Origin of the sequence: Nocardia higoensis NBRC 100133 (genome assembly GCF_000308595.1) — a bacterium.
GTDB classification, from domain to species: domain Bacteria; phylum Actinomycetota; class Actinomycetes; order Mycobacteriales; family Mycobacteriaceae; genus Nocardia; species Nocardia higoensis.
Genome location: NZ_BAGA01000095.1, coordinates 1 through 21,233, shown reverse-complemented (window position 1 = coordinate 21,233; position 21,233 = coordinate 1). Strand labels below are relative to the sequence as shown.

The 21,233-nt window shown below is 71.4% G+C and carries 18 protein-coding genes; 9 read left to right on the top strand and 9 right to left on the bottom strand.

Going from position 1 to position 21,233, the window contains the following annotated elements; genetic code table 11:
• On the top strand, positions 1 to 840 hold an 840-nt coding region (locus ON26_RS17365), incomplete at its 5' end, for a class I SAM-dependent RNA methyltransferase (protein WP_040797229.1).
• A gap of 46 nt (positions 841 to 886) precedes the next feature.
• Positions 887 to 1,189: a DUF1330 domain-containing protein gene (locus tag ON26_RS17360; RefSeq protein WP_040797224.1), complete on the top strand. Its 303-nt coding sequence runs from the start codon at positions 887 to 889 to the stop codon at positions 1,187 to 1,189.
• Between the two features lie 36 nt (positions 1,190 to 1,225).
• Here ON26_RS17360 and ON26_RS17355 read toward each other — a convergent pair whose 3' ends face one another.
• Positions 1,226 to 1,894, bottom strand: coding sequence for an SIMPL domain-containing protein (locus ON26_RS17355; RefSeq protein WP_040797228.1), 669 nt, complete (start codon positions 1,892 to 1,894; stop codon positions 1,226 to 1,228).
• A gap of 219 nt (positions 1,895 to 2,113) precedes the next feature.
• Between ON26_RS17355 and dxs the strand changes: the two genes are divergently transcribed.
• Positions 2,114 to 4,009, top strand: a complete 1,896-nt coding sequence (gene dxs / locus ON26_RS17350) for a 1-deoxy-D-xylulose-5-phosphate synthase (protein WP_040797223.1) — start codon at positions 2,114 to 2,116, stop codon at positions 4,007 to 4,009.
• A gap of 119 nt (positions 4,010 to 4,128) precedes the next feature.
• Here the strand turns inward: dxs and ON26_RS17345 are convergent, their stop codons facing one another.
• Both ON26_RS17345 and ON26_RS17340 read right to left on the bottom strand, forming a co-directional pair.
• A complete protein-coding gene (locus tag ON26_RS17345; RefSeq protein WP_040797222.1) occupies positions 4,129 to 5,397 on the bottom strand; it encodes a ribonuclease D in 1,269 nt (422 codons plus the stop codon).
• Positions 5,398 to 5,419: 22 nt separating this feature from the next.
• The gene (locus ON26_RS17340) at positions 5,420 to 5,971 is read right to left on the bottom strand and encodes a DUF3000 domain-containing protein (protein WP_040797227.1); all 552 of its coding nucleotides are present in this window, start codon (positions 5,969 to 5,971) and stop codon (positions 5,420 to 5,422) included.
• Between the two features lie 152 nt (positions 5,972 to 6,123).
• Here ON26_RS17340 and hemE point away from each other — a divergent pair, with 152 nt between their 5' ends.
• The 3 genes from hemE to hemQ all read left to right on the top strand — a co-directional run bounded on the left by hemE (position 6,124) and on the right by hemQ (position 9,472).
• Complete coding sequence (gene hemE, locus ON26_RS17335; protein WP_040797221.1) at positions 6,124 to 7,179, top strand: uroporphyrinogen decarboxylase; 1,056 nt, start codon at positions 6,124 to 6,126, stop codon at positions 7,177 to 7,179.
• Positions 7,180 to 7,253: 74 nt separating this feature from the next.
• Entirely contained in the window at positions 7,254 to 8,615 is a 1,362-nt protein-coding gene (locus tag ON26_RS17330) for a protoporphyrinogen oxidase (RefSeq protein WP_040797220.1), read from the top strand.
• A 161-nt stretch (positions 8,616 to 8,776) separates the two neighbouring features.
• Entirely contained in the window at positions 8,777 to 9,472 is a 696-nt protein-coding gene (hemQ, locus tag ON26_RS17325) for a hydrogen peroxide-dependent heme synthase (RefSeq protein WP_040797219.1), read from the top strand.
• Positions 9,473 to 9,596: 124 nt separating this feature from the next.
• Here hemQ and msrB read toward each other — a convergent pair whose 3' ends face one another.
• From msrB to ON26_RS17305, 4 genes are all read right to left on the bottom strand, one after another.
• Positions 9,597 to 10,040, bottom strand: a complete 444-nt coding sequence (msrB, locus tag ON26_RS17320; protein ID WP_040797218.1) for a peptide-methionine (R)-S-oxide reductase MsrB — start codon at positions 10,038 to 10,040, stop codon at positions 9,597 to 9,599.
• A 71-nt stretch (positions 10,041 to 10,111) separates the two neighbouring features.
• Positions 10,112 to 11,482 carry a glycosyltransferase family 87 protein gene (locus ON26_RS17315; protein ID WP_083884162.1) on the bottom strand — a complete coding sequence of 457 codons (1,371 nt, stop codon included), beginning with the start codon at positions 11,480 to 11,482 and terminating at the stop codon, positions 10,112 to 10,114.
• An 86-nt stretch (positions 11,483 to 11,568) separates the two neighbouring features.
• On the bottom strand, positions 11,569 to 13,125 hold the full coding sequence (locus ON26_RS17310) for an alpha/beta hydrolase (protein ID WP_040797217.1): 1,557 nt from the start codon (positions 13,123 to 13,125) through the stop codon (positions 11,569 to 11,571).
• A gap of 32 nt (positions 13,126 to 13,157) precedes the next feature.
• The gene (locus tag ON26_RS17305; protein ID WP_040797216.1) at positions 13,158 to 13,919 is read right to left on the bottom strand and encodes a pyrimidine reductase family protein; all 762 of its coding nucleotides are present in this window, start codon (positions 13,917 to 13,919) and stop codon (positions 13,158 to 13,160) included.
• 35 nt (positions 13,920 to 13,954) lie between these two features.
• Here ON26_RS17305 and zapE point away from each other — a divergent pair, with 35 nt between their 5' ends.
• Positions 13,955 to 14,977, top strand: coding sequence for a cell division protein ZapE (zapE, locus tag ON26_RS17300; protein WP_040797215.1), 1,023 nt, complete (start codon positions 13,955 to 13,957; stop codon positions 14,975 to 14,977).
• A 37-nt stretch (positions 14,978 to 15,014) separates the two neighbouring features.
• Here zapE and ON26_RS17295 read toward each other — a convergent pair whose 3' ends face one another.
• Positions 15,015 to 15,554, bottom strand: a complete 540-nt coding sequence (locus tag ON26_RS17295; RefSeq protein WP_040797214.1) for a GNAT family N-acetyltransferase — start codon at positions 15,552 to 15,554, stop codon at positions 15,015 to 15,017.
• Between the two features lie 103 nt (positions 15,555 to 15,657).
• Between ON26_RS17295 and ON26_RS17290 the strand changes: the two genes are divergently transcribed.
• Positions 15,658 to 17,460, top strand: a complete 1,803-nt coding sequence (locus ON26_RS17290; RefSeq protein ID WP_245545895.1) for a flavin-containing monooxygenase — start codon at positions 15,658 to 15,660, stop codon at positions 17,458 to 17,460.
• Between the two features lie 83 nt (positions 17,461 to 17,543).
• Positions 17,544 to 18,461 (top strand): LysR family transcriptional regulator, encoded by a 918-nt coding sequence (locus tag ON26_RS17285; RefSeq protein ID WP_040797213.1) that lies wholly within the window; start codon positions 17,544 to 17,546, stop codon positions 18,459 to 18,461.
• 276 nt (positions 18,462 to 18,737) lie between these two features.
• Here the strand turns inward: ON26_RS17285 and ON26_RS17280 are convergent, their stop codons facing one another.
• A complete protein-coding gene (locus ON26_RS17280) occupies positions 18,738 to 21,074 on the bottom strand; it encodes a hypothetical protein (protein WP_157171926.1) in 2,337 nt (778 codons plus the stop codon).
• Positions 21,075 to 21,233 lie beyond the last annotated feature (159 nt).

Below are 21,233 nucleotides of genomic sequence, written 5' to 3'. Positions count from 1 at the left end.
AGCGAGGCGGTGCTCGCCGATCTGCGCTGTCCGCAGCCGGTGCACGGCGCGATGGCGGGCATCGCCGAACAGGCCTGGACTCCGGGCGCGGATCTGGTGATCGCGCTCGACGGCGACGGCGTGCGCCACCTCGTCGAACTCGCTCCCGCCCCGCCGCAGCGCGGTCGTTCCGCTCGGCCGGACAGGCGGCGTGGTCCGGCCGCCAGGCGCGGCGCCGCCACCGCCAGGCGCGCCGCCACCCACGCGCCGCGCGCCGAGCGGGTGATCGAGGGTTCCGGCCGCGCGGTCGAATACGTGGCAGGCCGACGCTGGGAACTGTCGGCCACCGGCTTCTGGCAGGCGCATCGCGATGCGGCGCAGCGGTATTCGGATCTGGTCGCGCGGTGGGCGGAACTGTCCGCGGGGGACAGGGCCTGGGATCTCTACAGCGGTGCGGGCGTCTTCGCCGCCCGGCTCGCCGAGCAGGTCGGTCCCGGTGGAGCAGTCCTGGCGGTGGAGTCCGCGCGCGGCGCGGTGGCCGACGGCCGCGCCGCGCTGCGCGATCAGCCGTGGGTGGACCTGCGCTCCGACCGGGTGGAACGGTGGCTCGCCGAGTACACCGGCCCGGCGCCGCGAGCGGTGGTACTCGACCCGCCCCGGGCAGGAGCGGGCAAGGAAGTAATAGCCGCGGTGACATCCGCCGGTCCCGAGCGCATCCTGCACATCGGCTGCGACCCCGCCTCCTTCGCGCGTGATCTCGGCCTCTACGAACGCGGCGGCTACGGACTCGCCGACCTGCGGGTCTTCGACGCGTTCCCGGCGACCCACCACATGGAGTGCGTGGCGCTGCTGACCCGCTGAGCGACTCCCGGATCGACTGCGCGAGAACGCATTTATAGTCGGCGGCATGACTGTGTACGTCCTCGCCCAACTGAAGTTCACCGATCGCGCCGCCTACGACCGCTACCAGGCGCGATTCATGGACGTCTTCACCAAGTACTCGGGCACCCTGCTCGCCGCCGACGAGGCCCCCACGCTCCTCGAAGGCGACACCGACCGCGAGAAGGTGGTGCTCATGTCCTTCCCCGACGAGGCGGCGGTCACCGCGTGGTCGCAATCGCCGGATTACCTGGAGATCTCGAAGGATCGGCACGCCGGTGCGGACACGGTCACGCTGCTGGTGAAAGGTCTCGGGCACCGGCCCGCCTAGCGAGCCCCGCACGCGAAGGGCACCCGGTGGCCGGCCTCACCCGAGGTACCAGGTGACCCGCACGCTCGCGGCGATCTCCGTTTCCCCGAGTTCCACCGGCACCGGCGCGCCGCCCGCGGGCTCGGCCATCGCCACCGTGCGGATCTTCGGGGCGAATTGCGGCGCCACCGCGACGTTCTCGGTGATCTCGACGACCGCGCCGAGGGCGCGCCCGGCCCGCTGCGCGTAGCGCTGCGCCTTGGTCAGCGCGTCATCCCACGCGGCGTCACGCGCCCGGGCCGACAGATCGTCCTGATCGGCGACGGTACGGACCAGCCCGCCCAGTCGCACGTCGTCGCCCCCGGCGTCGACGGCGGCGGCGATGATCTCGGCCGGGCCGGGCACGGCGTCCGGGCCGATCCGGCGCAGCGTGACGGTCAGGCCGGTGCCGGCGATGTAGCCGACGATCCGTTCCCTGTTGTCGGCCCACACCGTCTCGGTGCGCACCGTCAGCCCGCTGGTGGCGATGTCGGCGTCGGCCACGCCGTTGCCGCGCAGCGAGGCGGTGACCGCGGCCACCCGCTGCCCGGCACGGGCGTAGGCGGCGGCGACCCGTTCGGCGCGCGACTCCACCGAGACCGTCAGCCGGAGCAGGTCGGGTGTGGCCTGTACCCGGCCCTGTCCGAACACGGTCACCGTCGCGGCTGCGGCCTCGTCTCTGCTCACGCCCACACTGTAGGGGCCCGCGGCGTCCATGTGCCGAAAGCGCGGTCGCGGCGGGGGTGCGCGGGCTCACATTCGGCCGCGATCGCCGGATGTCGCGCCGCGGTGACTAGGTGTTTTCGCACGCCACTTCCGGCTCCCGGAGCCAGGTCGCCGAAGTTTGCTTCCGACGCTCCGTAGACTGAGCGGATCAGATGTGCAATCCGGAGGGAGCGAGTTCAGGTGGGAGTGCTTTCCGGGGTCGATTCACCCGAAGACGTCCGCCGGCTGAACGCGGCCGAGCTGCCGGAGCTGGCGGAGGAGATTCGCGAGTTCCTGGTGCGCAAGGTCGCGGCGACCGGCGGACACCTGGGCCCGAACCTCGGGGTCGTCGAGCTGACCATCGCCCTGCACCGGGTATTCGACTCACCGGCCGACCCGTTGATCTTCGACACCGGCCATCAGGCCTATGTGCACAAGATCCTGACCGGACGCAAGGACCGGTTCGACGATCTGCGTATGCGCGGCGGTCTGTCCGGCTACCCGAGCCGCGCCGAGAGCGAGCACGACTGGGTCGAGTCCTCGCACGCCTCCGCGGCGCTGTCCTACGCCGACGGCCTGGCGAAGGCGTTCGCGCTGCGCGGCCAGGACCGCCATGTGGTCGCGGTGGTCGGTGACGGCGCGCTCACCGGCGGTATGTGCTGGGAGGCGCTCAACAACATCGCCGCCGGGCAGGACCGCTCCGTCGTCGTGGTGGTCAACGACAACGGCCGCTCGTACGCGCCCACCATCGGCGGCCTGGCCGACCGGCTGACCGCGCTGCGCACCCAGCCCGCCTACGAGCACGCGCTCGACGCGGGCAAGCGGCTGCTCAAGAGCATCCCCCGGGTGGGGGAGTCGGCGTACTCGATGGTGCACGCGGTGAAAGCGGGCATCAAAGACGCGGTGAGCCCGCAGGAGCTGTTCAGCGACCTGGGCATCAAGTACGTGGGCCCGGTCGACGGGCACGATGTGGCCGCCGTCGAGGCCGCCCTGCGCCGCGCCAAGGATTTCGGCGGCCCGGTGCTGGTGCACGCGGTGACCCAGAAGGGCCGCGGCTACGAGCACGCCGAGAAGAACATCGCCGACCAGATGCACGCCTGCGACCCGATCGACCCGCTCACCGGCCGCCCCCTGGCAGGCAAGAAGGCCCGCGGCTGGACCTCGGTGTTCTCCGAGGAGCTGATCGAGCACGCGCGCCGTCGCGACGATATCGTCGCCATCACCGCCGCCATGCCGGGACCGACCGGCCTGTCGGCATTCGGCGAGACCTTCCCGGACCGCATGTTCGACGTCGGCATCGCCGAACAGCACGCCATGACCTCGGCGGCCGGACTCGCCCTCGGCGGCCTGCACCCGGTGGTCGCGATCTACTCCACCTTCCTCAATCGCGCCTTCGACCAGCTGCTGATGGATGTCGCGCTGCTGAAGCAGCCGGTCACGGTCGTGCTCGACCGCGCGGGCATCACCGGCCCGGACGGCGCCAGCCACAACGGCATGTGGGACCTGTCGGTCCTCGGCATCATTCCGGGCATCCGGGTCGCCGCGCCGCGTGACGCCGCCACCCTGCGTGAGGAACTCGGCGAGGCGCTGGCGGTCACCGATGGCCCGACCGTGCTGCGCTTCCCCAAAGGCAGTGTCGCCCAGGACATCACCGCCGTCGAGCGCCTCGAGGGCATCGACGTGCTGCGCCTGGCCGATCCGGAGTCGGCCGCCCAGACCCAGCGCGGCGACGTGCTGCTCGTGGCCGTCGGCCCGTTCTCGGGAACCGCCCTCGCGGCGGCCGAACTGCTTGCCGCCGACGGGATCTCGGTGACCGTTGTCGACCCGCGCTGGGTGCTGCCGGTCTCGGACGCCGTCGTCAAGCTCGCCGAGAACTACCGCCTGGTGGTCACTGTCGAGGACAGCGGTCTGCACGGCGGCATCGGCTCCACCGTCTCGGCCACCCTGCGCGCGGCCGGCCTCGATGTCCCGACCCGCGATCTCGGCGTGCCGCAGGAATTCCTGGACCACGCCTCGCGCGACGAGGTTCTCGAACAGCTCGGCCTCACCGCCCCCGAGGTCGCCCGCAGGATCGCCGGCTGGCTCGGCGCTCACTGACCGCGGGTGTTCCAGCTCCGCAGCCCTGGTACCGGGAGCGCGATCGGGCGAGGGCGCACGAAGCTACGCCTGTGCGGTGTCGGCTCGATCGCGCCCACCGACCTCGTCGCGTGGGCGGATCAGTCCTCGGGTGTCAGCGCTTCGGTCAGGGGCGCGACGGTGAGTTCCCGCTGCCAGGGCCGGGCGCCGGCCGCGGCGAGGAAGCCGTCGATCTCGGCGGCGAGTTCCTCCGGCGCGCGCGGCCGGGAGTAGTCGCCGAGACCGTCCCAGCACAGCCGCCGCACCGCGTCCGGCGCGAGCAGGTTCTCCACGGGAACCGTGTGCTCGATGGACAGGTCGTTGAGCGCGGCACGGGCGCGGGCCAGACGGGCCGCGGCGACCGGGTCCCGGCGCTCCCAGCGGTTCACCGGCGGCGGGCCGTCGAACGGCTGGCTGAGCGGAGGCAGTGCGCTGTCGGGCAGGCCCCGGGCGATGTCCAGGGCGGCCAGCCACTCCCGGGAGTAGCGGCGCTGGCGCGGCCCGCCGAAGACCGGCAGTGCGCGGAGCTGGGCGATGCTGCGCGGGTCGGCGGCCGCGGCGGCGACGATCGCCGAGTCGGGGAGGATGCGGGAAGGAGCGATATCGCGGGTGCGGGCCAGGGTGTCGCGTGCGGTCCATAACTCACGGACGGCGGCGAGCTGCCTGGCCTTGCGTAAGGTATGGATGCCCGAGGTGCGTCGCCAGCGGTCGGACTTGGGCGCGGGCGGTCCGGCCTGCCGGACGTGCTCGAATTCCTGTTCCGCCCAGCTCTGCTTGCCCTGCGCCCGCAGATCCTCGTCCACCGCCTCGCGCAGTTCCAGCAGCAGTTCCACGTCCAGGGCGGCATAGTTGAGCCACTCGTCGGGCAGTGGGCGGGTGGACCAGTCGGCCGCGCCGTGACCCTTGCGCAGCGAGCGCCCGAGTAGTCGTTCCACCATCGCCGCGAGCCCGACCCGCTCGAACCCGGCCAGCCTGCCGCCGAGTTCGGTGTCGTAGAGCCGCGCCGGGTGGAGCCCCAGCTCGGCCAATCCCGGCAGGTCCTGGTCGGCGGCGTGCAGCACCCACTCCAGGTCGTTGATCGCCTCGGCCAGCGGGCCGAGCGCACCGGCGACCGGGATCGGATCGATGAGGAAGGTGCCCGCGCCCGCCCGGCGCAGCTGGATGAGATAGGCCCGCGCGGAGTAGCGGAAACCGGAGGCCCGCTCGGCGTCGACGGCCAGCGGACCGGTGCCCGCGGCCAGGCGTTCGGCCGCGGCGGCGACCTCGGTCGCGGTGCCCAGAACCGGCGGTACCCCGTCTACCGGCGCGAGCAGAGGCTCGGCTGTACTGACTTCCGCGCTGCCCTGCCCGGGCTGTTCTGCTACCGGCATAGCCCTGAACTCTACGTTGCCGTCACTCCGGCTCGTGGGTGGTATAGGGCGGTGGGCGCAGGTGGGTGACCCCGGCGGGCGGCAGACCGGCCGAGTAGGCCAGAACTTCGCAGAAGGATTCGACGTGCGGGCCCATGTCGGTGGAGAGCGCGGTCCACGACGCGCGCAGCTCCAGTTGGTGCGCGCGCGGCGGTCCCGCGATATCGCCGTAGCGGACCGAACTGGTGGAGGTCACCGTGCCGCCGAGCGCGGTGAACGGCTCCGAGCGGGTCTCCAGCGCGTCCACCAGCCAACTCCACGCCACCTCGGGCAGTAGTGGGTCGGTGGCCAGCGCGGCATCGATGTCGGCCTGAATGTAGGCGACCAGCCGGAAGGTGCCGTGCCAGGCTTCGTCGCCTTCGGGATCGTGCAGCAGGATCAGCCTGCCGAACGCGTCTCCTTCGGAATCCACCGGTACCGTGCCGGTCTCCGGGTGGGTGACCTCGGCGCCGACCGCATAGGAGTAGGGCGCGAGCCGCTGCGGCGGCCGGATCGGCGACAGCTCGATCCGGGGGTGGCATGTCGCGGTGCCCATCGCATCGACCGCGGCGCGGAAAAGGGCGGGTTCACCCTGAGGTCCTTCGGTCGGTGCGGCGCCGTCGCGGAAGTCGAGCGGTGTCACGGGCCTGACCGTATCCGCTACCGACCCGGCGCAGTCGGAGGCGCGCCGCCGCATACGATGGCCGGGTGAGCACGCACAGCCGCCGTCGGTTGCCCGACGCCCCCTTCCTGGCCGCCGCGACGGGCGCCACCCCCAGCCGACGTCCGGTGTGGTTCATGCGGCAGGCGGGCCGATCGCTGCCGGAGTACCGCGAACTGCGTGCCGGTATCGGCATGCTGGAGTCGTGCTTCGATCCGGAGCTGGTCTGCGAGATCACCATGCAGCCGATCCGCAGGCACGGCGTCGACGCGGCGATCCTGTTCTCCGACATCGTCGTTCCGCTCAAGGCGGCCGGTATCGACCTCGACATCGTGGCGGGCGTCGGCCCCGTGGTCGCCTCCCCGGTACGCACCACCGAGGATGTGCGGGCGCTGCCGCGGCTGCGGACCGAAGAGGTGGGCGCCATCGTCGAAGGCGTGCGGCTGCTGATCGACGCGCTCGGCGACACCCCCCTGATCGGTTTCGCCGGCGCCCCGTTCACGCTGGCCTCCTACCTGGTCGAGGGCGGGCCGAGCAAGAACCACGAGCGCACCAAGGCGATGATGTACGCCGACCCGAAGACCTGGCACGAGCTGCTCGGGGCCCTCACCGATATCACCATCGCCTTCCTCCGCGCCCAGATCGATGCGGGCGTGGACGCGGTGCAGCTGTTCGACTCGTGGGCGGGCGCACTGTCGTTGGCCGACTACCGCGAATTCGTGCTGCCGCATTCGGAGCGGGTGTTCGCCGAGGTCGCCGACGCGGGCGTGCCGCGTATCCACTTCGGAGTCGGCACCGGCGAGTTGCTCGGCGCGCTGGGCGAGGCGGGCGCCGATGTGGTCGGGGTGGACTGGCGGGTGCCGCTGACCGAGGCCGTGCGCCGCATCGGTCCGGGAAAGGCCTTGCAGGGCAACCTCGATCCGGCCGTACTGTTCGCCGGTCCGGAGGCGATCGAGGCGCACGCGCGCCGCATCGCCGCCGAGGCCGACGAAGCCATGGTGCTCGGCGCGATCGGTCACATCTTCAACCTCGGCCACGGCGTGCTGCCCGACACCGATCCCGGCGTGATCACCGCGCTGGTGGAACTGGTCCACGAACTCTGAGGCCGAATGCCGGGCGGTGACATGGACGACAGCCTCTGCCCGGCTGCTCGGGGCGCGGACTACCGTCGCAGAGTATGAGGATCGCGATTGTCGGCGGCGGGATCAGTGGTCTGGCCGCGGCCCATCGGTTGCGGGCGCTGCTGGGCCCCGAGGCCGATCTCGTTCTGCTCGACCCCTCCGATCGGGTGGGCGGCATCCTGTACACCCCCGACGTCCACGGTGAGCCGCTGGATCTGGGCGCCGAGGCGTTCGTCGGCCGCAGGCCCGAAGTGCCCGCCCTGCTGCGGGAACTCGGCCTCGAAGACCAGTTGGTGCACCCGGCGGGCAAGCGCCCGCTGTTGTGGGCGGGCGGCGCCGCGCATCCGATGCCCCCGCGCACCCTGATGGGGATCCCGTCCGACGCCGAGTCGATGCGCGGCCTGGTCGACGACGACACACTCGAGCTCGTCGCGGGGGAGTCGAGCCGCCCGCTGGCCTGGTACCCGGACAGCGACATCGACGTGCACAGCCTGGTCGCCGACCGGTTCGGCGCGCAGGTCGTCGAACGCAGCGTCGATCCGCTGCTGGGCGGTGTGTACGCCGGAAGCTCGCGCTCCATCGGGGTGCGCGCCGCCCTGCCCGCCCTCGCCGCCGCCCTGGACGACGGCGCGCCGAGCCTCACCCACGCGGTTTCCGCCGCCCTGCCTGCACCGTCCACCGCGCCGGTGTTCGGGGCGCTGCGTGGCGGCTACCGGGTGCTGACCGAGGCTCTCGTGCAGTCCTCGGCCGTGCGGGTCGTGACAGGCACGGCCGCGACCCGGCTGGCACACGCGACCGGCGGCTGGGTGCTCGACCCGATAGGCCTGGTCGACGCGGTCGTCCTGGCGGTCCCGGCTCCGGTCGTGGGGCGACTGCTGCGCTACGTCGCTCCCGGCGCCGCATCCGCCGCGAGCGGTATCGAACTGTCGTCTTCGGCCGTGGTGGCCATGGCGTTACCGGCCGATACCGCGCTGCCGGACAACTCCGGGATTCTCGTCGCCACCGGAGAAGACCTGCGCGCCAAGGCATTCACGCTGTCGAGCCGCAAGTGGCCGCATCTGGCCGAACGCCCGGCCGCGCTGGTGCGCGCCTCGTTCGGCAAGTTCGGCGACGATTCCACGCTGTCCTGGCCGGACGAGGATCTGATCACCGCCGCCGCCGAGGACCTGAGCACCGTCACCGGCGTGCCGATCGTCCCCGAGGAGGCCGTCGTACAGCGCTGGCGCGGCGGCTTGGCGCAGTACGCGCCCGGCCACCTGGACCGGATCGCCGAGATCGAGACCGCGGTGGCCGGGCTCGACGGTCTCGCGCTCGCGGGCGCCTACCTGCACGGTGTCGGCGTTCCGGCATGCGTGGCGACCGGTGATGCCGCGGCCCGCCGCATCGTCGAGCGTCTGCCGGTGGCGCCGCAGCCTTGAAGGCCGGGGATCCCGGTGTGGGTCGGGGACGTCCGGAGCCAGGGCGGTTCGGCCGGAACCCGCAGGGACTTTCGGCCCGGTTCGCGGGGCGGATCGGACCGGATCACCCGGGACCGTGCCCCGTAGCCGGGACGCGGCACCGCAGTGGCACGATGGGAGTCATGGCGCGACTGGATTATCAAGCTCTCAACTCCACCATCCGATACCTGATGTTCTCGGTGTTCCAGGTGCAGCCGGGTGTGCTGGGTGACGACCGGGCGGCGGCGATCAAGGAGGCCCAGGCCTTCTTCGACGGGCTGGCCGACAAGGACGTCGTGGTGCGCGGCGTCTACGACGTGGCCGGTCTGCGCGCCGACGCCGACTTCATGGTCTGGACCCATTCCGAGCGGGTCGAGGATCTGCAGGCCGCCTACGCCGACTTCCGCCGCACCACCGCCCTGGGCCGCGCGAGCGCCCCGGTGTGGAGCAACGTGGCGATCCACCGTCCGGCCGAGTTCAACAAGAGCCACATCCCGGCCTTCCTGGCCGGCGAGGATCCGGGTGCCTACGTCTGTGTCTACCCGTTCGTGCGGTCCTACGAGTGGTACCTGCTGCCCGACGAGGAGCGCCGCAAGATGCTCGCCGACCACGGCAAGGCCGCCCGCGGCTACCCGGACGTGCGGGCCAATACAGTCAGCTCGTTCGCCCTGGGCGACTACGAGTGGATCCTGGCCTTCGAGGCTCCCGAACTGCACCGCATCGTCGACCTGATGCGCGACCTGCGCGCCACCGAGGCTCGTCGGCACGTGCGCGAGGAGATCCCGTTCTTCACCGGTCCGCGCGTGGACCTCGAGCAGCTGATCAACGCCCTGCCCTGACCCTGGCTGCCGTATAGCCGACAACGCCGCCCGGCGCATGCCCGTATCTTTCGGGGCATGTGCCGGGCGGCGTTGCTTCTCTAGAATTCGCTGCGCGTTCGCTGTGTCGCGATCGACGTCATCGTCATCGCGCTGCGCTGTCCGAGGGGTGCAGTCGCAGCGCGATGGAGTTGATGCAGTAGCGCTTGTCGGTCGGGGTGGCGTACCCCTCGCCTTCGAAGACGTGGCCGAGATGGCTGTGGCAGTTCGCGCACAGCACCTCCACGCGGCGCATGCCGAGCGAGTCGTCGGCCCGCAGCAGCACCGCGTCGGAATCGGCCGGATCGAAGAACGACGGCCATCCACAGTGCGAGTCGAATTTCTCGGTGCTGCGGAACAGTTCGGCGCCGCAGGCGCGGCAGCTGTAGACGCCCTCGGTCTTGGTGTCGGTGTACTCCCCGGTGAAGGGGCGTTCGGTCGCGGCCTCACGCAGGACCGCGTACTCCTGGGGATCGAGCTTGCTGCGCCATTCCTGCGGGCTCAGCTGGATCCGGGGCGCGGGAAGGGAGGTGTCGGCGTCGGAACTCATAGCTCCACGCTAATACGTTCCGCGCGTACGTGCCGCCGTCCGGCGTTCCGACCGGACCGGCAGGGAGATCGTCAGCCGCCGTGGTGCGGTGTGGCCTTGGCCAGTTCCGGTGCGAGCGTCTCGGTCCGTTCGGCGGGGGAGACGGCCCCGGGGACCTTGCTCGGACTAGGCTTCACCGGTTCGACGGCGGGGGCGGTGTCGCGCGAATCGGGCGCCTCGCGCATCCAGTCCTGATCCAGACCGACATCGAGCCTGCCCGCGCGCCGGGCGGCCAGGTACCGGTCGCCGAGTACGCAGAACACCACGATCAGCAACAGCGTCCAGCCGAAGGTGATGCGCAGGTACTCGAGATTGCGCCCGACGTCCTGCCAGCGGTCCGACAGCCACTTGTCGTAGGACATGAACCCGAACACCGCCAGCCAGGCCGGCCAGTTGCGCAGCACCGAATTGCGCAGCACCACGCTCATCAGGAACGGGAACAGCATCATCGAGTAGTACATCTGGCCCAGGCTCAGCAGCACGAACGACGCGGTGAGCAGCACGCCCGCGGACGTGGTCACGAAGAACAGCTCGTCCTCGCGGTAGTAGCGGTAGAGCAGCCACAGCGAGATCGCCACCAGAATGCCGATGGCGATGCGCATGCCCCAGGTCAGCCAGTCGGGCAGGCCGTAGTAGGCGGCGTTGCCAACGATGGAGCTGTTGAAGTAGTCCCTGGTCTCGAACAGATAGGGCAGGGTGCGGCTGAGGAACTGGTCGGCGTCCTCGATCAGCGGCCAGGCGATCGCGGTCAGCGCCACCGGCACGCCCGCGGCGGTGATCAGCACCTTCCACTGCCCGCGCGCCAACGGTACGAGGATCAGCGGCGCGAGCGTCGGTTTCACCGTGATGCTCAGGCCGAGCACCACACCCGCCCACAGGTCCCGGCGGCGCAATATCAGGTGCAGGAAGGCCATCTCGGCGAGCAGTATGCAGCCGTTGACATTGGTGAACACCAGCGTGTTGATCACCGTCTCGGACATGAACATCGCCAGCAGCAGCGCGGGCGCGGCCACCGAGCTCAGCGTGTACTTGAACAGCCGCAGCAACAGATACCAGGCCACCAGAATGGCCACCGCGTTGAGCAGGATGAAGCACCACCGCGACTTCTCCGGATCGATCAGCGCGATCGGCGCGATCAGCAGCGTGCCGCCCGGCGGATACAGATAATGCGGGTCGACGGAGTCGAAATTGGCGGTGTAGACCGGCTGCCCGTTCAGGAACGCCAGCGAGGCGTTGTAGACCGGCCGGTAGTCATCGGTGATGAAGCCGTTGACAGCCTTGATGAACACCCTGTTCAGCACCGTCATGACCGCGATGGGCCAGAGTGCGAACTTGATCACCTCGGCGGTGGTTCGAGCTGTGCGGGGCTCTAGCTGTCGAAGGAACACTGGGGCACGGTACACCGGCCGGGTGCACGGCAGGATGCCGGGATGTGTCCGGCGCGCCGTCACAGGCCGATTCCCGGCCGACGCGGCCCGTGCACGCCGTCTCAGGCGGGGCAGGCGCTCCCGTCACGCGGAAGCCGCGCCTGCTTCAGATAGTCGGAGACGATCCGCTGCGCGCAGTCGGAGTGGCTCAGCACCGGATGCCCCCAGCCCTGCCAGCCGACCGTGGCGTGCCGCGCACCGGCCGCGCCGAGCGCGCCGGTGACCGAGGACTGTCCGCCGTCGCCAACCACCGGATCGGCGACGCCGGTCAGCACCAGCACCGGCAGCGCGAGCTCGCCGAGCGACGCGGGCGGTTCGGACACCGGCCAAGCCGAGCAGTCCATCAGCCCGATGGCCGCCTGCCTGCCGAACACGGGGTACGTTCCGCCCCACGACCGGGCCAGCTCGGCGGCCTTGGTTGCCGTCGGCGGCCCCTGGGTGTCGGTGCAGCGATTGACGAACTGCCCGTCGCCCGCGGTGGCCGCGGTCTCGCGCAGCACCAGATTGTCCAGTGTGCCGCGGTCGCCCTTGCCCGCCGCGGCCAGTGCGTCGGCGAGCTCGGTAACCTGCGCGGACTGGTCGGCGCGCGGGGCGCCCAGGAAACCGCTGATGGTGGTGAGCAGCGCGGCTTCGGAGAGGTCGCCCAATTCGCCCGCCGCGGCCCGGCGCGTCAGATCCGCCACCGCCGCCCGCGGATCCGCTCCCAGCGCGCACCCCTGGGCCACGCAGCGCTGCGCGAACGCGGTCAGCGCGGCCTCGGCGCCACGCAGACGCTGTTCCTCCCTGGTCACCGCGTCGGTGGCGACCGCCTCGGGGGCGTCGAGCACCAGCCGGGACAGGTGGTCGCCGTACTTGCGGGCGTAGGAGAGCGCGACGAAGGCACCGTTGCCGGTGCCGATCATGTCGATGTGCTCGACCTGCCACTGCATGCGCAACTGCTCGATGTCGTCGGCGGCGTGCGAGGCGTCGAAGGTGCTCTCGTAGGGCTGCAGGAAGTCGCGGCAGGAGATCGTCGCCTCCTGGCTGAGTTCGCCCATCGCCGTCACCGGGTCGGCGCCGGGGCCGAACTGGGCATGATCGGCCAGGTTCTGCCTGATGTCCAGTGGCAGGCAGTCGATGGGCTGGGAGGTGCCGATACCGCGTCGGTCCACCGCGACGATCGGGCGCTCGGCCAGCAGTCCCGCGTCCGCGCCGACGGCGAGACCGGCCAGGGTGGCGGTGGAGGACCGGTCGGTGCCCGAGGTCAGCACCAGCGGCGCGACGTCGGAGGGGGTCTGGGGCAGCCGCGCGCGCATCGCCCCGTTGCGGAAGTTGCCGAGCACCGCGCCCGCCGCGTCGATGGGCGTGGAGTACTCGGCGCATTCGAGCACCAGGCCCGCGGGCGCGGGCCCCAAGCCGAGCAGACGCAGGGTCGGTTCCGTGCAATCGATCCAGCTCAGGTCACTCTGGGGCAGCTCGGCGCGCGGTGGTTCGGCCGGTGTCGTCTGCTCGGTGGCGGGCCCGCCTCCGACCGCGGGTCGCTCCACCGCGACGCCGGGACGGTCGGAGGGGCCCGCACCGCATCCGGCGATCACGATCGACAGTGTCGAGGCCAGCACGGCGGCTCGGGTCCAGCGCATGCGCTACAGCCTGCCAGGTCTCGGCGGCTGTTTCACCGACGGCCCCAGCGAGTCAGGATGGTCCCGTCGGCGTCGAGCAGGATGTGACGCCGTTGCATGCGATGCCGGAACTCGCGCGCCGACAGCGAGATTCGCCGCGCCGTGCCGCCGACCAGGAACGGCGCGGTGGTCAGGCACAGCTCGTCGACCAGATCCGCCTCGAGCAGTTCGCCGAACAGATGCGGTCCGCCCTCGCACAGCACCCGGTACAGCCCGCGCTCGGCCAGCGCGGCCAGCAGTCCCGCGGGCGTGATCGCCATGCCGCCCGCCTCGATCACCTCCGCTCCGGCCTCGGCCAGTTCCCGCTTGCGCTCGGCCGGTGCGATGGCGGTGGTGAGGATCAGCGGCGCGACCTCGGTATCGGTGAACAGCCTGCTGTCCGGCTCCAGTGCCGCGGTCGCGGTGACGACCGCGATCGGAGGCGGTGCGCCTTCGGCGTGCCCGCCCCGCGCGCGGTCGTAGAGCGAACGGCGGTGCCGCCGGTCGGTGCGCGCGCCGCCGTAGTTCTCCGCGCGGACGGTGCCCGCGCCGACCAGGATCACGTCGGCCAGCTCGCGCAGGAGTCCGAAGACGGTCTTGTCGGCCGGCGTCCCCAGCGCGGCGGTCTGATCACCGCTGGTGGCGGCGCCGTCGATGCTGGAGACGAAATTGGCCCGCACCCACGGCGCGTCGAGTCCCATCGGATAGGCGTAGAGGTCGGCGAGTCCGTCGGGATCGAGTTCTGTGAGCTGGATCGCATTGGGGATACGCTGCATGAGGACAGATCACACCACGTCATTAGGCTTCGTCCATGCAAGAACGCCTTGTCGATCGCCATCCCGAGGTTCCGGCCGACCAGCTCGTGGCCCAGATGGTGCCCCCGCCCATGTTCGACGAGGTCAGCTTCTCCTCCTACATTCCCGACCCGAAGGAACCCAGCCAGGCCGCCGCGGTGCGCAAGGCCGAATCCTTCGCCGGCGAAGTCGGCAGGATCCACAAGGCCTCCACCAAGAAGAGCCTGTTCGGCAAGAAGAAGCAGCTCTCCGGTGCGGGCCTGTACCTCGACGGCGGCTTCGGCGTCGGCAAGACCCACCTGTTGGCCTCGATCTTCCACAGCTCGCCCGCGCCGAAGTCCTTCGGTACCTTCGGCGAACTGACCAACCTGGTCGGCGCCCTCGGCTTCAACAACGCGCTCGAGCGCCTGGCGGGCAACAGCGTGCTGTGCATCGACGAGTTCGAACTCGACGATCCGGGCGACACCATGCTGGTCTCGCGGCTGCTCACCGAACTGTCCGCGCGCGGCGTCTCCATCGCCGCGACCTCCAACACCCTGCCCGGCCAGCTCGGCGAGGGCCGTTTCGCCGCCCAGGACTTCATGCGCGAGATCAAGAAGCTCGGCGCGATCTTCGAAGCCGTGCGCGTCGACGGCCCCGACTACCGCCACCGCGACCTGCCGCCCGCCCCCGACCCGACCTCGCCCGCGGATCTGGTCGAACGGGCCTCGGCCACACCGGGTTCCACGCTCGACGAGTTCGACGCGCTGCTGACGCATCTGAGCAAGCTGCACCCGTCCAAGTACGGGGAGCTGATCTCCGGGGTGAGCGCGGTGTTCGTGTCCGGGGTGCATCCGGTCACCGATCAGGCTGTCGCGCTGCGCATCGTGGTACTCGCCGACCGCCTCTACGACGCGAGCGTGCCGGTCACCGTGTCCGGGGCCAAGCTGGACGAGATCTTCTCCCAGGAGATGCTCGACGGTGGCTACCGCAAGAAGTACCTGCGGGCCATCTCCCGTCTGCTGGCGCTGTCCCGCTTCGAGGCCGCCGCCACGACCTAGCGATCTCGCGCCGGTCGGCCCGGGTGCGTCTGCTGTCTCAGAACAGCAGGCGCATCACGTAGTCGTTGTGTACCTCGCGGCCGACGGTGAAGGTTTTCGTTCCGACGACTTCGAAACCGTGCTTGGCGTAGAACCGCTGGGCACGCACGTTGAGCTGGTTGACCCCCAGCCACACGCCCGGATAACCGCCCTCGCGGGCCACCCGCAGCGCCGCCTCCATCAACGCGCTCGACACCCCGGTCCCGTGGTGACCAGGCAGCACGTACATCTTGCTGATCTCCAGCGCGGGGTGCAGGTTCACCGCCGCGGCGACCTCCGGATCCGCCGGGTCGCCCGCGATCAGCATCGCGTAACCGACGATCTCGTCGTCCGCCACCGCTTTGAGCACGGTGCGGTCGGGATCGTTGAGGTACTCGCCGAAGCGTTCGCCCGACAGCACCTGCTCGACGAAGACCGCGATGTCCTCGGCGCTGGAGCCGGGCGGGCAGGCCAGCGGAAAGGTCGCGGCCGCAACGTCGCTGAGAGCTTCGGCGTCCCACAGTCCGGCTCGGTCCACGATCACTGGCGCGTTGCTCATCGGTCCAGTACAGCACGCCCGCGGCGACGGAGCCGCGCCGCCCGGTCGGCGATCTCGCACCGCGGGGACCCGGACAGGTCACCGGCGGGTAGGCTCAGAGCCCATGACGAGCGGTAACCGCATCGCGATCGTAGGTGCGGGCATTGCAGGCCTCGCCTGCGCGAAGGTGTTGAGCCGGGAGGGTTTCGCCGTCGAGGTGTTCGATCGCGCACCCGACGTGGGCGGGGTCTGGAGTGCCACCAGGCGCTATCCCGGTCTGCGCCTGCAGAACAGCAAGCTCACCTACCACTTCTCGGACTTTCCCATGCCCGAGGAGTACCCGGCCGTCCCCGACGGCGCCCAGGTGCAGGCCTACCTGGAGCGCTACGCTCGCAACTTCGGCCTCCACGAGTTCCTGCGGCTGGGTACCGAGGTGGTCGCCGCCGACCCGGTCGACAGCGGCTGGCTGCTCGAGATTCGCGACGAGGCCGGCGTGCACCGCACCTCCTGCGACCACCTGCTCGTGGCCAACGGCGTGTTCAGCGAGCCCGCCGTGCCCGACTACCGCGGCGTCGACGCCTTCACCGCGGCCGGCGGCGCCGTCGTGCACTCCTCGCGGTTCCTCGACCTGGAATCCGCGCGCGGCAAGAATGTGGTGGTCGTCGGCTACGGCCAATCCGCCTGCGATATCGCCGAAGCCGTCAGCCATGTCGCGGCGAGCACCACGGTGGTCGCCCGCCGGTTGCTGTGGAAGATGCCGCGCAGCCTGGGCCGCGGTCTCGAGTTCGAGCGGCTGTTCCTGAGCCGCCTCGGTGAGGCGCATTTCCGCTACCACGCCCCGCGCGGCGCCGAGCGCTTCCTGCACGGCGCCGGACGCTCCTTCCGCGACAGCGATTTCGACGTGGTGCAGGAACTGACCATCAAGAGATTGGGGCTGCGTGAACTCGACCTCGTGCCCGAGGGTCGGTTCGAGGAGATCGCGCAGAGCACCACCAGCGTGGTGACCGAGGGCTTCTTCGAACAGGTCCGCGCAGGCGCGATCCGCGTCCTGCGCGACATCGAGGTCGCCGAACTGTCCGGCCGACCGGGCCCGCCCGCCGCCCACCTCACCGACGGCTCCGCGCTGCACGCGGATCTGGTCGTCGCCGCCACCGGCTTCCACCAGCGCGTCGGCTTCCTCACGCCGTACATCCAGCGTCAGTTCACCGACGAGGACGGCAATTTCCGCCTGCACCGCAACATCCTGCCGACCGAGGTCGACAACATCACCTTCGCCGGCTACAACTCCGGCCTGCTCGCGCCCCTGACCGCCGAGGTCACCGCGCACTGGATCGCCGCGCACCTCTCCGGCCGCCTCACTTTGCCCGACGCCGAGCAGCGGGAAGCCCGCATCGACGAGCGCCTGCGCTGGATGACCGCGGGCACCGGGGGACACCACGCGCACGGCACCACCGTCACGCCGTTCACCCTGCACACCATCGACGAGCTGCTGGCCGACCTGAAGTTCAAGGTGCCGCTGCGTAGCCGGAGCGCGCAGTGGGCCCGGCGGGTGCGGCCCGGTTCGTACCGGGGCCTCGGCGAGCGCCACGGCAAGGGGAAGGAGCCGGTGGAGACTCCGCCGTCCGAGGAGACCCCGCCCACCGGCGGCCGGCCGAACCCGGGGCAGGAAGTGCTCCCTTCGGCGGAGCAGCCGAATCCTCCCGCGCCGCAGCCGTACCCGGAGCAGGCGCCTCCCGCGCAGCCCCCGGACTATCCAGCGCAGCCGCCGAGCTACCCCGCGCAGCGGCAGAGCTACCCTCCGCAGCCGAGTTTCCCCGCACAGCAACGATTCACCGGTGCCGCACAACAACCGGCAGCTGCTCCGCGGCAGCAGTACCCGCCGCAGCACTATCCCGCCCGGCCCCAATACCCCGCGCAGCGGCGATAGACGAGGACCACCCGTCCGGCTCGGTCGCGGATTACCTGTGGCGCAATCGGTAAACCACCGATTGCGTCTGTGATAATCCGTGAGTGGAGCCGCTCGATCTCAACCTGCTGGTTGCTCTGGATTCGCTGCTGGACTCCCGCAGCGTCACCGAGGCCGCCCGTCGCCTGCACACCTCGCCATCGGCGATGAGCCGCACCCTCGCTCGCCTGCGGCGGGTACTCGGCGATCCGCTGCTCGTCCGCTCGGGTAGGCAACTGGTGCCCACCCCACGCGCACTGGAGTTGCGCTCCGAGGTCGCGGCCCTGGTCGAGCGGAGTCGCGCAGTCCTCACCCCGCGCGCCCCCGTCGACCCGGCCCGCCTCGAACGCGGATTCACCCTCCGCGTCGACGACCAGGTTCTCACCGAACTGGCCGGCCCGCTGTCGGTCGCCGTCCGTGGCCACGCACCGGGGGTAACCCTGCGATTGCTGCCCGACTCCGGCGAAGGCACCGCCGATCTCCGCGACGGCCGCGTCGATCTCGCGGTCGGCGTCCTCGGCCACACCGAACCGGAAATCATCGTCCACCGCGTCTTCGGCGACCGGCTGGTCGGCGTCGCCGTGCCCGACCACCCCCTCGTCACCGGCCGCGCCACCGTCGCCGCCTACGCGGGCGCCGCCCACCTCGCCGTCTCCCGCCACGGCCGCCCACGCGGCCCGATCGACGACCGGCTCATGCTGCACGGACGAACCCGTCGCGTTTTCGCCACCGTCCCCGACCTGCCCTCCGCGCTACTCGCCGTCCGCTCCGGCGAATTCGTCTGTCCCGCACCGGCCCACCTGGCCGCCCGCGCCATCGGCGCCCTCGGCTTGGCGACCTTCGAGATCCCGCTGCCACTGCCGGAGATCACCATCGGCATGTCCTGGCATTCCCGCAACACCGCCGACGGAGCCCACCGCTGGCTACGCGACCTCGTCGAATCCGTCCTGGCGCCACCACAGGGCACCCCCCGCCGTCGCTGAACCGCCGCGATCGTGGCGGTCGGTACCGCGGGTCGCCGTGGCTGAGCCGCCGTGGCTGTGCCGTCTGATCGCTGTCCCTGTGCCGTGTGACCATCGACGTCGAACCACGCCGTCGTCGCCGCACCGGATGATCGCCCCGTTGAATCACGCCCGCGACGTCACCGGACGTCGCGGCGCCGTGCCGCAACGACCGGTCGACGGTTCCGCGACGATCGAACACGGGCGAGGCAGGCCGATTCGACACCTGCCCGGCGCTCGTGCTCCGGTGGGAGCGCCTCAGTGCCCCGAGTTGTCCGGCGGGGTGTTCAGCGCCCGGCCGAACGGACCGGCCGGGTTGCGCTTGAGTTCGTCCAGCATGGCCTGGAGCTTGTCCACGTGCGCGTTGTCCTCGATGGTCGGCCGCTGCTTGCCTGCCTGCGCCTGCTCGGCGACCCCGGACGTGCTCACCTCCGGCCGGGACGCGGGGAGCTCCAGGTCCAGATCGAAAGGTGTGTCGACGCCCGCGGGCTCGTCGGCCTCCGCGGTAAGCGAACTGGTCGGCGGACCGAACGGATTCGGCTGCACCGGCGCCGGTCGTGGGGTGATACCCGCCGGCTCCATCCGCCTGGTCACGTCCGACGGCGCGTCACCGCGCCTGGACAGTGTGGCCGGCTCGACGGTCGGCGCCGGCTGATCCAGCCAGTCGTTCAGCGAGGGCGGGACCGGGGGCATCCCCGAAGCCGCCGCGCCCGAGACCGCCCGGCCGTCGTCTCCGCCGGAATCGCTGTCCACATACGCGGTTTCGGCAGCCAGCCGCTCCAGTTCGCCCTGCCAGGAGTCGCGCCCCGGCGCCGCGTTCCCGATCCGGGCAGCGGGCTGCTCGCCCGCCGCCGAGGCGGGATCGCCGGGCGCGGCCGAAGCGCCGTCGCCCGACAGCCGGGCCCGGGTGCCCGATTCGGCGAGCAGATCCTCGGTCACCCGATCGTCGGCGCCGTTGTGCCGACCGGCCGACCGGGACGCCACGGCGCCGGAGGAGACCTCGGCGAGGCCGTCCCGCGGGGGAGCGGCATGGCCGGGCTCGCGGTGGGGGAGCGTGCCACCTGTTCCGGCGTCACGTGTCGACAGCGATCCGCTCATCGCACCCGCCGCGGACGCGCCATCGGAATCGAGCTGCGGCCGCTCACTGTGGGAGCCGCGCTGTGCGAGTTCTTCGTCCGAATCGGCCGGAGCCGCCACCTCGCCGGCTCCACGCCGGGGAAGTGCGTGGCTCGTGCCCCGTTGCGGCAGCGAGCTCGCGGAGTCACGCTGCGGCAGACCACCGGAGCCGTCGCGCGTGGGCGCCGAACCGCCCGCGTCCCGGAGCGGGAGCGTGCCGTCTTCGCGCGGGGAGAGCGACGCGGCTTCCGGCTGTGCCACGCCACCGGCTCCCCGTCGCGGAAGACCATTGCTACCGGAGCCGCTCTGCCCGAGATCGGTGCCGACCTCGCGCTGGGGAAGACCGGCGTCGGTGCCGCGCTGCGGAAGAGCGGTGTCGGAATCCCCCTGCGTAAGAGGAGCGCCGGAGCCGCTCAGTGGGACAGCGGTGCCGAGGCCGCGTTGCGGCAGCGCGGCATCGGAGTCGCGCTGTGGGAGACCCGCATCGGAGCCGCGTTTCGGCAGCGCGGTGTCGGTGCCGCGCTGCGGGAGAGCGGTTTCGGTGCCGGGCCGGGGCCGATCGGTGTCGGAATCGCGTTGCCGCAGTTCGGTCTCGGTGCCGCGTTTCGGCAGACCGGTATCGATGCCGCGCCGTTGAGTACCGGCATCCGAGTCGTCGTGCGGCAGAGCAAGATCGGCACTTCGCTGCGGCAGAGCGGTATCGGTCCCACGGCGAGGGAGATCGGCGCCGGAGTCGCCCTGCGCGAACTCGGTGTCGGAGTCGTGCTGGGGGAGCGCCGTGCCGGAACCACGTCCGGCAAGCCCGGCGCCGGCCTCGCGCTGGTGGAGACCGGTACCCGTCTCGGCGGGCCCGTGTGCGCCGGCCGCACCCGCTTCGCGCTGCGGGCGCGCGTGCCCGGCAGCGCGCCGGGGCAGCAATCTGCCGGAAGCGGTCTGCGGAAGATCGCTCGCGCTGTCGCGCGGCGCCGAACTCTCCGACGTTGCGCGGCCTGGAAGCGATCCGCTGGAATCCCCGACCGGGAGTGCGCTCGGTTCGCGCTGCGGCTGCCGCTCGTCGGCATCGGCCGCGGCGTGATGCGAGCGCGACCGAGCATCGGTATCAGCGATGTCCGCGGCCTCCTCCGGCTCGGCGGCCTTACGCCGATCCGCGCGCCGCGCACCCCGCTGCGGCAGAGCCGACCCCTCGTCCCCGGCGCCGATCTCGCGTAGCGCGGCCAGCCCCGGAATCACCTCGGTCGCGGGCGCATCGGCGTCGGCGAGTTGCCTGGCCGCGGCCTCGCTCACCGCGGCGCCGCCCCGGCTCCGCTCGGTCGCCTCGGCCGCCGACCCGGTGGTGATCCCCAGTGCGCGAGCGGCAGGGCCCGCTGCCGCATCGACGGACGGCGTGGCATCCGGCCGATCGGCTTGCGCGCCTGCGGTGGCGTGGCGGGAGTCCGTGCGCTCACTCTCCGGCTTCGAATGCGCAGACCTGGCCGACACGCTGGACTCCCCGTCGGAGGAGTGTGAATGCGTGGCAGCGGGCCGATCGGCCGCGGCGGCGGGCAAGGCGATGCTCTCCGATGCGGTGCGCGTCGATCCGGATGACGGTTCCGCCGCCCCGGCCTCGGCCAGTCGCCTGCGTTCGGCGCGACTCGGACC

Coding starts and splice junctions, on each gene's coding strand:
- ON26_RS17360 (WP_040797224.1), top strand. CDS start 887: ATGACTGTGTACGTCCTCGCCCAACTGAAGTTCACCGATCGCGCCGCC.
- ON26_RS17345 (WP_040797222.1), bottom strand. CDS start 5,397: ATGCCGGTAGCAGAACAGCCCGGGCAGGGCAGCGCGGAAGTCAGTACA.
- ON26_RS17340 (WP_040797227.1), bottom strand. CDS start 5,971: ATGGGCACCGCGACATGCCACCCCCGGATCGAGCTGTCGCCGATCCGG.
- ON26_RS17330 (WP_040797220.1), top strand. CDS start 7,254: ATGAGGATCGCGATTGTCGGCGGCGGGATCAGTGGTCTGGCCGCGGCC.
- hemQ (WP_040797219.1), top strand. CDS start 8,777: ATGGCGCGACTGGATTATCAAGCTCTCAACTCCACCATCCGATACCTG.
- msrB (WP_040797218.1), bottom strand. CDS start 10,040: ATGAGTTCCGACGCCGACACCTCCCTTCCCGCGCCCCGGATCCAGCTG.
- ON26_RS17310 (WP_040797217.1), bottom strand. CDS start 13,125: ATGCGCTGGACCCGAGCCGCCGTGCTGGCCTCGACACTGTCGATCGTG.
- ON26_RS17305 (WP_040797216.1), bottom strand. CDS start 13,919: ATGCAGCGTATCCCCAATGCGATCCAGCTCACAGAACTCGATCCCGAC.
- zapE (WP_040797215.1), top strand. CDS start 13,955: ATGCAAGAACGCCTTGTCGATCGCCATCCCGAGGTTCCGGCCGACCAG.
- ON26_RS17295 (WP_040797214.1), bottom strand. CDS start 15,554: ATGAGCAACGCGCCAGTGATCGTGGACCGAGCCGGACTGTGGGACGCC.
- ON26_RS17290 (WP_245545895.1), top strand. CDS start 15,658: ATGACGAGCGGTAACCGCATCGCGATCGTAGGTGCGGGCATTGCAGGC.